Source organism: Pedobacter cryoconitis, assembly GCF_014200595.1.
Taxonomy (GTDB): domain Bacteria; phylum Bacteroidota; class Bacteroidia; order Sphingobacteriales; family Sphingobacteriaceae; genus Pedobacter; species Pedobacter cryoconitis_C.
Genome location: NZ_JACHCG010000001.1, coordinates 1,637,139 through 1,649,835 on the forward strand (window position 1 = coordinate 1,637,139; position 12,697 = coordinate 1,649,835).

General features: G+C 38.8%; 14 protein-coding genes. 8 read left to right on the forward strand and 6 right to left on the reverse strand.

What is annotated here, in order from left to right; genetic code table 11:
• The first annotated feature begins 173 nt into the window (after positions 1-173).
• From lodA to HDE70_RS06660, 3 genes are all read left to right on the forward strand, one after another.
• Positions 174-2,216 carry a CTQ-dependent lysine 6-oxidase LodA gene (gene lodA / locus HDE70_RS06650; protein ID WP_183888906.1) on the forward strand — a complete coding sequence of 681 codons (2,043 nt, stop codon included), beginning with the start codon at positions 174-176 and terminating at the stop codon, positions 2,214-2,216.
• Positions 2,217-2,218: 2 nt separating this feature from the next.
• On the forward strand, positions 2,219-3,328 hold the full coding sequence (lodB, locus tag HDE70_RS06655; protein WP_183888908.1) for a lysine-epsilon-oxidase maturase LodB: 1,110 nt from the start codon (positions 2,219-2,221) through the stop codon (positions 3,326-3,328).
• A 124-nt stretch (positions 3,329-3,452) separates the two neighbouring features.
• Positions 3,453-4,364 carry an SDR family oxidoreductase gene (locus tag HDE70_RS06660; RefSeq protein ID WP_183888910.1) on the forward strand — a complete coding sequence of 304 codons (912 nt, stop codon included), beginning with the start codon at positions 3,453-3,455 and terminating at the stop codon, positions 4,362-4,364.
• A 181-nt stretch (positions 4,365-4,545) separates the two neighbouring features.
• Here the strand turns inward: HDE70_RS06660 and HDE70_RS06665 are convergent, their stop codons facing one another.
• Positions 4,546-5,220 (reverse strand): M15 family metallopeptidase, encoded by a 675-nt coding sequence (locus HDE70_RS06665; RefSeq protein WP_260160027.1) that lies wholly within the window; start codon positions 5,218-5,220, stop codon positions 4,546-4,548.
• A 102-nt stretch (positions 5,221-5,322) separates the two neighbouring features.
• Between HDE70_RS06665 and HDE70_RS06670 the strand changes: the two genes are divergently transcribed.
• On the forward strand, positions 5,323-5,922 hold the full coding sequence (locus HDE70_RS06670; RefSeq protein WP_183888912.1) for a hypothetical protein: 600 nt from the start codon (positions 5,323-5,325) through the stop codon (positions 5,920-5,922).
• A 104-nt stretch (positions 5,923-6,026) separates the two neighbouring features.
• Here HDE70_RS06670 and HDE70_RS27430 read toward each other — a convergent pair whose 3' ends face one another.
• Positions 6,027-6,203 (reverse strand): hypothetical protein, encoded by a 177-nt coding sequence (locus tag HDE70_RS27430; RefSeq protein ID WP_183890889.1) that lies wholly within the window; start codon positions 6,201-6,203, stop codon positions 6,027-6,029.
• Positions 6,154-6,588, reverse strand: coding sequence for a ribosome-inactivating family protein (locus HDE70_RS06680; RefSeq protein WP_183888914.1), 435 nt, complete (start codon positions 6,586-6,588; stop codon positions 6,154-6,156). Before HDE70_RS06680 ends, HDE70_RS27430 begins: the two co-directional genes overlap by 50 nt.
• A gap of 520 nt (positions 6,589-7,108) precedes the next feature.
• Between HDE70_RS06680 and HDE70_RS06685 the strand changes: the two genes are divergently transcribed.
• Positions 7,109-7,549 (forward strand): Hsp20/alpha crystallin family protein, encoded by a 441-nt coding sequence (locus HDE70_RS06685; protein ID WP_183888916.1) that lies wholly within the window; start codon positions 7,109-7,111, stop codon positions 7,547-7,549.
• Positions 7,550-7,639: 90 nt separating this feature from the next.
• Here the strand turns inward: HDE70_RS06685 and HDE70_RS06690 are convergent, their stop codons facing one another.
• A complete protein-coding gene (locus HDE70_RS06690) occupies positions 7,640-8,626 on the reverse strand; it encodes an RES domain-containing protein (protein WP_183888918.1) in 987 nt (328 codons plus the stop codon).
• Between the two features lie 290 nt (positions 8,627-8,916).
• Positions 8,917-9,270, reverse strand: a complete 354-nt coding sequence (locus HDE70_RS06695) for a winged helix-turn-helix transcriptional regulator (protein WP_183888921.1) — start codon at positions 9,268-9,270, stop codon at positions 8,917-8,919.
• Positions 9,271-9,394: 124 nt separating this feature from the next.
• Here HDE70_RS06695 and HDE70_RS06700 point away from each other — a divergent pair, with 124 nt between their 5' ends.
• Positions 9,395-10,147 (forward strand): SDR family NAD(P)-dependent oxidoreductase, encoded by a 753-nt coding sequence (locus tag HDE70_RS06700; protein WP_183888923.1) that lies wholly within the window; start codon positions 9,395-9,397, stop codon positions 10,145-10,147.
• Between the two features lie 14 nt (positions 10,148-10,161).
• Positions 10,162-10,908: an SDR family NAD(P)-dependent oxidoreductase gene (locus HDE70_RS06705; RefSeq protein ID WP_183868946.1), complete on the forward strand. Its 747-nt coding sequence runs from the start codon at positions 10,162-10,164 to the stop codon at positions 10,906-10,908.
• Positions 10,909-11,013: 105 nt separating this feature from the next.
• On the opposite strand, the gene HDE70_RS06710 is transcribed toward HDE70_RS06705, so the two are convergent.
• On the reverse strand, positions 11,014-12,021 hold the full coding sequence (locus HDE70_RS06710) for a hypothetical protein (protein WP_183888925.1): 1,008 nt from the start codon (positions 12,019-12,021) through the stop codon (positions 11,014-11,016).
• A 109-nt stretch (positions 12,022-12,130) separates the two neighbouring features.
• On the opposite strand from HDE70_RS06710, the gene HDE70_RS06715 reads away from it, so the two are divergent.
• Positions 12,131-12,691 carry a TetR/AcrR family transcriptional regulator gene (locus HDE70_RS06715; RefSeq protein ID WP_183868942.1) on the forward strand — a complete coding sequence of 187 codons (561 nt, stop codon included), beginning with the start codon at positions 12,131-12,133 and terminating at the stop codon, positions 12,689-12,691.
• Positions 12,692-12,697 lie beyond the last annotated feature (6 nt).

Below are 12,697 nucleotides of genomic sequence, written 5' to 3' on the forward strand. Positions count from 1 at the left end.
AACGTATGTAGTTCCAAAAGGCACGTGACACATCCTGTCTTCCAGTAAAATGAGCTGACCTGTATAGGGTAACTAAGGTATATTTTGTGACAAATGACACATAAGTATCTGTAATAAAGCTCTTTATGTAACTTTAAATTTCTTAATTTAACCTTAGTTTAAATTGATGAATTATGAGTTTGAAAATACATCCATCTGTAGGGGTTGCCCGATTGGGTAATAGCGCTACGCAAATATGCCTTACCCCGGAAACGATCGGAGGGCTGCCTTTTGAAGCTGACTTTTATGGGAACGCTACAGGGACTATTGTTAATTTTAAAGACGAAACAGGGTTAGTTAAGCGGCAGGGTCAATTATTCAGGATTTATCAGGATGACGGAGCGGAGCTGACCTTAAATAGCCCGAATGTATTATCGATTATATGGACTGTCCATCTTGCTAACAAAAAAGCAGCCTGGTACCAGTTTAGTGAACTCGAAGGTAACTTGTTATACGGACCTCAAAACAACTATGTAAACAGGGGCGTACCTTTCCGTAATGCCGGTGTAACAGGAAATGCAAGACAAAGGCTGATTGTAGATCCCGGGCCAAGAACAGTTTCTGGTATACGTGATTCTATTGGCTTTGACAGAGCCGATGCACCCGAAGGCTATCCTGTACAATATCCACCAAATGTGGTTACTTACGGCAGTCCGATCAGAACGCTGGGAGAACTCAGGACTGATAATACAGGTCGTCTGGTAGTATTAGGTGGATTTGGAAATGCTGGTGGAGATGAACCACTAATTAATTATGGAGGCTCTGATACCTGGCATGATGATATTTCTGATGGCCCTGTATATGCAACAGTTAACTTTAGAAATGGTGATCCCCCACAACATTTAACTGCATGGGTAATTATAGGATCGCCGGATTTTGCCCCTGAAATCGTAAATATTTCCAACCTGAGTGATACGATGTATGATGTTGGGGTAAGAAAGTTTAACCTTGAGCCACAGCTCTACAGTAATGGTCAATATAATGTTAACTATCTGGCTGCATATAAGCGGGATATTCTGCCTGTTATTACCAGGCTTGGCCGTTATCAGTGGGTTTCTAATATACAGGCAATGTCTGCTTTTGCTTCCAATAATTTTGACTACTCCAATAACTCTTCCACCAACCTGGCTAACCGTCAAAATTATTTTGCCTACTTCAGGAGGCCGGATGCAGTTCCGCCTGTATTGCCTCCCGATCAGCAATCGCAGCAACAATTGTTTAGAACACAGGGCACTGATTATTTTCCTAAGATCCCATTAGGCTCAGGAAGTAACTCTGTGAGTGAAGTGAATATCCAGAAATTTCTTGCGTTGAATGATACGCAGTATTTCTTGCTGCAACAATGGACAAGAGGTTTCTTTATTGATGACCCTAGTCCAGCACCTATACCAGTCAATCCGCACGATACCGCAAGTGTAGGTAACTGTGTAGGATTACCGATGTGCCCGGGTATAGAAGTAACCTGGAGTATGCAAAACAGTAATGTATACAGCGCTCCTTATGTGATCAGTCATTATAAAAATGAAGATTATTATTATTTGCATGGTTTAACTCCATCACGGGATGAATGTGAAGGTGGAGGATGTGAACCTGGAGATCTCACTAAAAGGATGGCTTGCCCATGGCAGGCGGATTTCCTTCAATGTACCTTTCAATACATTAATTTTACCGATCCTACTATCAATAAAGTAAATTCCAGACCAAAACCACCAACCTATTATTCCTATTGGTGGCCACCTCAAAGCCCATGGGATGTGCTGATTGGTGACCTTACTGAAGAAGCGCAGGCAGAAGCTCATAATCCGGCAGGGACACAGGTAAACTACCAGAGAGGCGTAAACAGCTTCGTGCAAATGGTAGAAAACTGGTTTTCCCTGGGGTTTATCCGTGATCAGAACCCAGGTCAGAAAGGCTATCCTTATATTGTAGAGACAGAAAGAGACAATGTATTGTTTAGTTTCAGAGATGTTCCGGTAGGTGAAATCAGCGGAAATCCTGAAGACGATGCCACTACCATTCCTGTTTATTTCATTGAGCAGAACAGGGCCCTGATCAGAAGAAGGGGGAGAAGAGGCAGAAGACTGGCCGACTATCTGGATCAAAGGAACTTTAAACCGATCAGAATTTCGGCTGCTGGCTTAGGATTCCCGCGTTCAGGTTCAAGAAACAGGAGATAAATATGGCTGATATCTTCAATACTGATGTACTTATAGTTGGCGGAGGCCCTTCGGGGACCTCCGCTGCTTTAAGCATTTTACAGCATTCTTCATTAAGTGTAATTTTAACAGATAACACCGCATTTGACGTAAGCAGGGTGGGTGAACATGTGGATGCCAGTCTCTTTAAATTACTCAGCTACCTGGAAATTGAGAAAGATGACTTTGAAGCAGATAGCTTTATCGAAGGGTACAACAGTCTGGCTGCCTGGGGAAATGAAGTAATTACTTCAAGGAGTTCTATTCATAACCCAGAAAGCAAAAGCTTTCAGCTGGATCGTGAAAAGTTTGATCTGCTGATGCTGTCTGAAGTCACAAACAGGGGAGGTAAAATCTTTCCGAGAACTAAATGCATACAGATAGAACAACTGGAAAATGACTCCTGGGAACTGCAAATGAAACATCAAACCAAGGGCAATTTTACGATTCGTACCAAATTTTTAATCGATGCAAGTGGCAGACAGGGACACCTGTGCAGAATGTTAAACCTAAAGGTAATCAAGTACGACCAATTGGTGGGGATAGGCGCATTCCTGCGTTTCAGGGAACCTAAAATACTGCCTCAGGAGATATTTCTGGAAACTGTAAAGCATGGATGGTGGTATAGTGCGACTTTACCTGGCGACCGGCTGGTGGTTACGTTGTTTACAGATGCAGATATTATCAAAACTCAGCAATTGCAAAAGCCCGGAAACTGGAACAAACTGCTCTTAGAGACGAAGCACATCGGAAAAAGAATTCAAAATACTATTGCAGATGAACAGCTCTGGGTGAGAAATGCTTTTTCTCAGCTTACCGATTCTTCTGTAAAGAATAATTTTCTGGCCATTGGGGATGCAGCAGCAGCATTTGATCCGATTTCTTCAATGGGGATTGGTTTTGCAGTTTCTTCAGCCTGTAATGCTGCACGGGCCATCGAACATTTCTTTAGCAGTGATGGTGATGACAGCTATATCAGAACCTATCAGGAAGATTTAAAGGCAATTTTTGACAACTACCTTAACCTGCGAAAACAGTATTACTATATGGAACAGCGTTGGGCAAAGGAGCTGTTCTGGGAAAGACGGATTTAATCTGAATTACAAGGGCTAACAATTTATAAGCACTGACCCGGCCATTTGGCTACAACAATTTGGTATTTGGTTATTTTTTCAATTGCGTTGCTTCAGAACTTTGTATCAGCAAAATAGAAAAATTATGAACATTGTACTTACAGGTTCCATAGGGAACATTGGAAAACCTCTTACCCAGACTTTAATACAACACGGTCATACCGTAATAGTCATCAGTAGTCATGCAGAACGACAACCGGCAATTGAAGCACTTGGTGCTCAGGCAGCAATCGGCTCCATGCAGGACGCTTCTTTTCTTGTCAAAACCTTTCAAGGCGCAGATATTGTATATCTCATGGAAACACTGGATGCCGCTGGTGGTGACACTTCTGAGAAGGAAATTGATTTTATTGGTATCATTAGTCAGATCGGCCGTAATTATAAAGAGGCTATTGAACAATCAGGAGTGAAAAAGGTAATCCACCTCAGTAGTATTGGCGCGCACATGGATAAAGGTAACGGCTTTTTAGTATTTCATCATCATGTGGAAAATATCTTGAAGCAACTGCCAGCTGAAGTGTCCATTAAAACTTTACGTCCGGTGGGTTTCTATACTAATATGTTCTCCTTCATTTCAACTATCAAAAACAAAGGTACTATCATCTCTAATTACGGTGGTGATCAAAAAGAACCATGGGTTTCCCCTTTAGACATTGCTGCGGTGATTGCAGAGGAGGTGGAGTTGCCTTTTGAGGGAAGAACTATGCGTTATATTGCCAGCGAGGAGATATCGCCTGATGAAATTGCCGGGGTGCTTGGAAAAGCGATCGGAAAGCCTGATTTGCAATGGAAGGTCATTTCAGATGAACAGCTTTTAAATTCCTGGTTAAGCGTCGGGTTTAATCCTCAGATTGCCCGGGGCTTTATTGAAATGCAAGCCAGTCAGGGCAGTGGTAAATTGTACGAAGACTATTACCGCAACCGGCCTGTTTTGGGCAAAGTTAAACTTACAGAATTTGCGGAGAACTTTGCTGCTATTTATCAGCAGGAAGACTAAGTTTTTTTAGCCGGTCTAAATAAGCTTATCAAAGGGAAATATAACACTATAGTTCCCTTTGATAAGCTTGTTTTGGCTAAACTAAACGGAGATTTAGATAAATTCAGCTGGTTAAATCAGCCAGTTTAACTTATATTGCCGAAGGAGTTCAGGCCTTCTTTTAATTAAATGCAGGACTATCTTAAAGACTTTTGAAGGGAATATCCATCAGCGCATAATTCTGCCACCCTATAAAATCGTAGTGCCACCATTCGTTTTTGATAACCCTGAAACCATGTGCCTGCATCGTTCGGATCAGAAAATCCCGGTTGCGGAGCACAGCAGGTGGTAATTTTCGGTAAGCTGCGGCAGCCTCCGGGGCAAAACTGTCATACGGAGTAGGCATCGGGACTTCTTTCTTTGTTTTGAAATCAATCAGGGTGAGATCTACTGCACAACCACGGTTGTGTTTGGAACCCTTTGCCGGATTGGCTACAAAACTTTTATCAGAAGCCTTTTTATAAAAAGAAACCGTGATTGCGTAAGGACGGTAAGCATCATAAATTTTTAATCCATACCCTTTTTTGCGAAGTTCTGCCTGAACTTTTTTTAGCTGTTCTGCAACTGGTTTTCTGGCAAAAGCCCGTGCCTGGGGATACATAACCTGTTTCATGAAATTGTTTGCTGTTGCGTACCGAATGTCCAGGACCAAATCGGGAATCATTTTCCTGAGTTCTATCAACTCCTGGTTTGGATCCCGTGCACAGGTGTTTTTATAGACTTTCAGGGAATTAATCACCTTTAGACCATTCTTTTGCTGTGCAGACAGGTTATGTGTAAGCAAAGAAAAAAGAAGTAGTGTAGTTATTCTCATCATGCGTTAAAAGTAAAAATATTATATTTAAGAACGCTTAATCAAGTAAACAACAGTTTAAATTGGATATGATTACAAAAAAGGTATTAATTAAAAAATAATTCTATGAAATATTTCTTGTTACTCTGGATAGGAATCACTTTTATGTCGTGTGAATCACAGACAAAAACTAATCTTTTAGCATTGAAATTTGATGAAAATGTATTAAAAATTGTCCATCGAGATAAGCAATTGAAAAAGGATCAGGATCCTGATCTTGGATTGAGAAATTACACTACAAATAAACCAGATAATTATGCACTAGGTGGAGTTAAACTTAGCACCTATTCTTTTCCTGATGGAAACCTTGCAGATTATAATAATCTGTCCTTGTTTGTTGCCGGTAAGGATAAACCAAATTATTTAGGATTTAAATATACTTCTGTTAATCAGGAAGAAACGAAGTCAATTGTAGACTATTTAAAAAAGACATATCCAAATTACCAGCAGAGAGACTCAAAAGGAAATGGAGAATCTTTTTTTTGGGATGTACCCACGCTTAATGCATGGATTTTTATGTATCAGGGAATCTCGGGTGATCAGAAAAATAAGAAGTTTTTTACTACCAATTTTATCTTTGTAAAAAGAGGGACAAGGATGGAGAATAGTACTGATCCTAAGGTTATAACTATTAAGGATTATTATAATATGATGTATCCGGATTAATAATGATATCAATGAGTTTAAAAAAAAAACGCTCTGGCCCGGAGTGTCTTTTTTTTATTGCCTTGCTACAGTTTTGTTGGCAGGCCACAAACCGATAAAGGTTCTTACATAGCAAACATTAATTTATAAACTGGTGTTGATACAAACCATGTTTTGAGTATACCATCACCTTTTTTGCTATCACCGGAATAATAATAAAGCGGCCATCCTTTATAAGTAGTTTGTTTAGTATTATCGGTGCGGATTATTACCCCAAAAGGTATTCCAGAATGAATTGTAATTCAGTGGGGTCGGGCTTCTTGTCCGACCCGCAGCCTCTCTCAGCTGGTTATAGTTACTTCCGAAGTTCAGTGTCCTGATTGTTCCGGCCTGATACTGTAAATCTATCAATTGTCGTGATAAGTCATATTCCCGATCCTCGAACTCGAAAGTTTGTCCGTGAGTATTGGTAAATCCACGGACGTAAAGATCCTGTGGCGATATCCAAAGCAACATTTGTGTTGCACCACTGATAAATCTTACCCGGATTATTCCCGGATTGCTTGTGCCTTGTGTTGCCAGGACGTTTTGCCGGAAAATGTGAACAGTCGCGGCCCGTATCTCACTGATCAACTGTGCATATCGGGATTGCATACTCGACCCACTGTGGTCACCAGGTGAATTCATAATAAAATCTATGTAGACAATACGATTCGAAGGAACATCTGCATGAGCGCTTAACGCTCCAAATAATAAAGTTGCAAAAAGACAACAGGTTTCGATCACAGAACCCGATGCCCGAGCCAATCTGTCGGCAATAGCTTTTCAATTCCTTTAGTTCTGCCCGTTACCAGGGCCATTTCATCTTTAAATTTTGTGTTTTGGGTTCATGTGTTATAATTGTGTTTTGTCTGCCCATTGGTCGGGGAGATCTGGCGAACCTTACAAAAGTTTTTATTTTTTTAAAGAGAATTTAAGACAGCTATATTAATAGGAAATCTTGGTATAATAATCCCTTTATTGGATTGCTTTCTGAATATTTGACAGTCAGAAACTGAAAAATATTCAGTGATTTTGTAATTTTTTCAGCTTGTACAGGCAAAAATGCATTTGGCATTTCAGTTGCGATAATTTTATCGAACACAAGTTCATAACGTTTAATTAATTAAAGTTTTAATCATTAAATCAAATTAAGGAGGAAAAACCCATGACATTGGTTAAATTTAATCCAGAAAACAAGAGAAACTCATTAATGCCAGGCTTTAGTGATGTATTTGATTCCGTATTCAATGATACTTTTTTTACTGACCGTATGATTAGCCGCGTACCCGCAGCTAATATCAGTGAAACAAAAGATAACTATCATGTTGAAATAGCGGCCCCTGGCCTTAAAAAGGAAGATTTCAAATTGAATCTTGAAAGGAATGTATTGAACATTTCTGTGGAGAAACGTAAAGAAGAAAAACAGGAAGAAAGAAATTTTTCTAAGCGTGAATATAGCTATAGCTCTTTTGTCCGCTCATTTACCTTACCTGAAAGCGCTAATGAAAATGGCATTCAGGCAACTTATAACGACGGCATTTTAACCATTGATATTCCAAAAAGAGAAGAAGCAAAGACAATAAGCCGTCAAATAGAAATTAAATAATTTTCCCGAAAATCTATTTTTAAGAGCTACCGTGAGGTAGCTCTTTTTTTATAAAAACGTATTGGCTATACACCCCATTAATGCAGAATATTATTGTACTGCTATAGCCTGAATGATTTTTTTTACTATTTCTTCCGGATTATTATTCCAGACAATATGTAATTTGTCTCTTAACAGATTTATATGATCTAAGATCTCCTGACGTTCATTGTAGGTTCCTGCTAACATTGGAAATACAAATGTGGATCCACTGTCAGTTTCTTTATTTAATGCAGATTCAATTTCCTGCATCGCCCAGGGTTTTTTTATAAAGGTAGTAGTCAACACTGCAAAAATAAACCTCGAATTCTTCAACCCGTGATTTATTTTTCTGGTAATGCGGTCGCCCAATCTAATTTGTTCTATATCATACCAGTATTTTAAACCGTAGATTTTCATTTGTTCTACAATAGGATTTACGAGAGTTTCCTTATCCTCGCTGGCATGAGAAATAAAGATATCAAAACTGAAATTTACAGGTCTGGTGCTGGCCAGTAATGTTTCATTTTCACTGATTATTCTTTCTCTGACTATTTCCTTCTGATCAACATTAAATGAACGCAATTCTTCCTTCCGTTCCTTTGTTTTTACCTTTGGATCGAAAGAAAAATCTGTGATAGAAACAATCTTCAGATATTTAAAATCAGGGTGGGCCGGGTTGATTAAAAAGTTAAACTCATAATCGATTATTGCACTGGGTACTTTTAAAGCCAGGGATGCCTTGTCTGAAATCCATTGATCTCCTAAAATTTGAAGTGCTTTTGGAGGCGGATAGCTTCTCCATCCGTCTGGAAGGTGATTTTCGGAAAGTATATCTGTTTTGACATGATCTGGTATTTCGATTGTAGTCAGTACAAAGTCTCTGTTTGGAATGTAATCAACTTTATGAACCAATTGTTCTAACGTTGCTAATGCTATGGTATCGGCAGTGTATATTACGGAATTGCCTGGGTTATTCCAACGGCCTCCATAAAGGCTTGCGCCGAGACCGGAGAGGTCAGCCGCATTTTTCCTATTTGTTATACGATATAAGAACATGCACTAAATTAATTCTTTCTACTCGTATACTATAGATATTTTTTGTTTAAAAAATATGGTTTTAAGGGCTTTATCGGTTTATTTATCTACTAAATCCTTTACCCGTTGGTGAACTTCAACTACTAATCACTTAATGGCTTTTTCGCAGGCGAAAACAGATGCCCAGGCAACCCAATTGGCGATAATGGACCAGCAAATTCATCACTGGATGTTGAAGTTCATTGGGCAGAAGATTTATACAAAGCAGATGTCTTGAGATACAAACTGACAAAGAAACATGAATTGTGAGTTTACTTAATTATATTTTTCCCTTTTTCAATTTTCTTATCTCCCCATTCCTTTAAGTAGGTTATAAATGGAATAAGTTCCAATCCAGTTTCCGACAAAGAATATTCCACCATAGGCGGTACCTGGTGATAGACTTTTCGGATAATTAAATCATCTTTTTCCAATTCCCTTAGGGTTTGTGTTAGCATTTTGGTTGTCACATCTGCTAAAATTCTTCCTAACTCTCCAAAGCGTATAATTTTATGTTCATTTAAAGACCATAAAATCCTGCCTTTATATTTGCCGCCAATTCTTCTAAACGCATAATCAACTGAACAAGTTGGTGAATCAGAACATTTCCTTGTCATCTTTGCCATATTTGTAATATTAATATACTGATAATCAACATACTTACTTTTTGGTAGCTAGGCTACAAAAAAGTAGGTACTTTCTGCAAAGATATATACAATATACTTTTGTAACCTACTAAAGTTTAATCAAATGACATTGAAATTAAAAGACAAAGTTGCTATAGTAACCGGGGCATCAAAAGGAATTGGCGCTGGTATCGCCAAAGCATATGCCTTAGCAGGAGCGAAGGTGATTGTAAATTATGCTAAAGACAAAATAAGAGCTATGAAAGTTGTAGACGAAATTGTGGCGCTTGGTGGTAAAGCAATTACTGTTCAGGCTGATGTATCAAAAACGACAGATGTTGAAAGACTATTTAATGAAGCCATACTAGCGTTTGAGAAAGTAGATATCCTGGTCAATAATGCTGGTATTTATGATATTGTTATGCTGGAAGCTATTACAGCAGAACTTTTACAGGCTAATATCAATACCAATTTAATAGGCGCTATCCTTTGTGCACAAAAAGCTGCTGAGGTTATGGGAAAAGGCGGAGGTAATATTATTAACATTAGCTCTACTGTAAGTACAAACCCTATGCCTGGTACACTAATTTATGCGGCAACAAAGGCAGCCATAGATAATGTAACCAAAGTACTTGCGAAAGAGCTGGGGCCAAAAAAGATAAGAGTCAATACAATATCGCCTGGTATAACCGAAACAGAAGGAGCCCATGAACAGGGGTTTATTGGAGGAGAGTGGGAAGCGCAACTTCTTGCACAAATTCCGCTAGGCAGGATAGCACAGCCTGTTGACATTGCCAAAGTTGCTGTTTTCTTAGCATCAGATGACGCTGGATGGGTGACTGGAGAAAGAATTCAGGTTTCTGGAGGTCAATTATAAATCAATTAAAATATATGAAACTAAAAAATAAAGTGGCGGTCATTACCGGATCGTCCAAAGGAATCGGCGCCGGGATTGCTAAAGAATATGCAAGAGAAGGTGCCAAAGTAGTGGTAAATTATTCATCCAGCAAAGAATCAGCAGATAAAGTTGTCGAAGAGATTACCCAAAATGGAGGAACAGCTATCGCGGTGCAGGCAGATATTTCAAAGATTGCCGATATAAAAAGACTCTTTGAGGAGACTAAAAAAGCTTATGGCAGGTTAGATATTTTAGTCAATAATGCAAGCGTATGGAGGTATGAAAAGTTAGAGGATATTAGTGAAGAAACCTTTCATTTACAGATTAGTACAGGTCTGATGGCACATATGTTTTGTGCACAACAAGCCGCAGCTATGTTTGGTGAAAGCGGAGGAAGCATTATTAACTTAAGTTCCACTATAAGTTTGAATCCAATACCAGGCACATTGATTTATTGCGCTGTCAAAGCTGCTGTTGATAGTTTGGCGAAAACACTGGCTAAAGAACTTGGGGCAAGAAATATAAGAGTCAATACCATAGCTCCCGGTATGACAGAATCAGAAGGTTCCACAGCAGATGGGAGACCTGGTAGTGAGATGGAAAAACAATTTCTTGCTTTGACCCCATTAGGACGGATTGGACTGCCCATAGATATTGCCAAAGTAGCAGTTTTTCTGGCCTCAGACGATGCTGGCTGGGTTACTGGTGAAAGAATTACCGTTGCAGGTGGTTTATTATAACTGTTTAGCAACATCTAAAAAAGGTATTTGCCGGAGATCTTAGCAGGCTAAGTATATAACCCCTCTTTAAAATACTTAGAGAGGGGTTATTGTTTTTTATTAATTTTAATTAAAATTCTCTTCTGTAATATTAAGACCAAACTCTGCTAAACGGCTCATTAAATTAGCTGTTGATACAATAGTTTCAGGAAGATATATACCACCTTTCTGCGGGACAGATTGACCGCCTAAGCCAAATATCCCTTCCATTATTAGAAATACACCAATGGCAGTTAAATGAGATACTCCTTTGGGATCAGAAATTATTGTCCGCATTTTAGTTTTTTCTCCAGATATCAAGACGCCTTCAATATCAATATATAGATCATGAGAAGCTACTGACCCATTTTTACTACCTATGGATTTTCCTGTAATGAAATCAAAGCGAACATTTTGAGCATTTGTAAAAGCAGCAATACTTGGCACATCAAGAGTACTCATAGGGTAACCAGTAATTGATGAATCATCATGTAAACGAATTGTTCTGGCATTCTCCTTTGCGTCTGCAAACTGCCAGTTCCCATCTTGACGCAACAATGCCCTGCCAACGAAACTATCAACCTGACTCGCTACCAGTGGGCCGACAGGATCCAGTTCGTCATATAATCCAGCAGTATCCACACTATTTATTTCGCTGAATCTGGCTGCTAGTTGTTTAGCAACGAGGGTAATTATTCCTGCCTGCCAATGCGCCGCCAAAACAATAGGGGAGGAAACAGTTTTATGCAACGAAAGAAATATGGTTGGGGAAATGTCCTCCGCCAGCTCAGTAATAGTGATACAAGCAATTCCATTTGAGATCGCCGTTTCCCGCAAAATATTCTTATAATCCTCCACTGCTATGATCATAAGGTCTACCGTCCCATAAAGGCTCAGCTCAAAACCATCTTCCAAATTAAGGTAAGCAGTTTCTGCATTGGTCAACTCTCTGGCTAACACTTCTCCATTTTGAGGATTTCTACCAGCAAGAATTAATTCAATGGATTTATATTCTTTCCTGATCAGACGCGCAATGTTTGTTCCTACAAGTCCATAACCGCCAACAATTAAGATACGTTTTTTGTGTAATTCCATAAGATTATTTTAATATATCACATAGGTCACATGACCTACGGAAGTAAATATAGGTCATGTGACCTATATGATGGATGTACTATTATTTTTCTTTATTTTTGAATGACAAATGGATAAAAAAGAGGAGAGGTTAAATCAAATTATATTAGCAACCATAAATATTCTTAGTGAAGAAGGAGCAGATCAGCTTTCTATGAGGAAAGTTGCAAAAGCTGCAAATCTTTCATTAAGTAATCTACAGTATTATTATAGAGATAAGGATTTGCTATTAATAGCAACAGTAGAACAATATTTTCAATCCTGCAAAGAGGAAGTAACACATACCTTGAACGTGTTAAAGGCCGAAAGTACTCCTTCAATTGAAGTGTTTTTAGAGAAACTATTGAATTTACTGCTGCTAAATGGTAAGTCAAATAATCAAACCATGATGTTTCAGGAGATATGGGCCTTGTCATCAAGAAATGATGAGCTTAAACAAGCTGTCGAAACCTATTATAAAAATTACTGTACCTGGATGGTAGATCTCATTGCCGCATTCTCTAAACAACCCGGAGAGGTAGTAAGTTTGCTTGTACCCTATGCAGAAGGTTATACCATTGTAGGTACTGTGCTTCCTTTAAATAAGGAAAGTGTTATTAAGTTGTTAGTGAAACTAGTTTTAAAGATGTAAACTAGT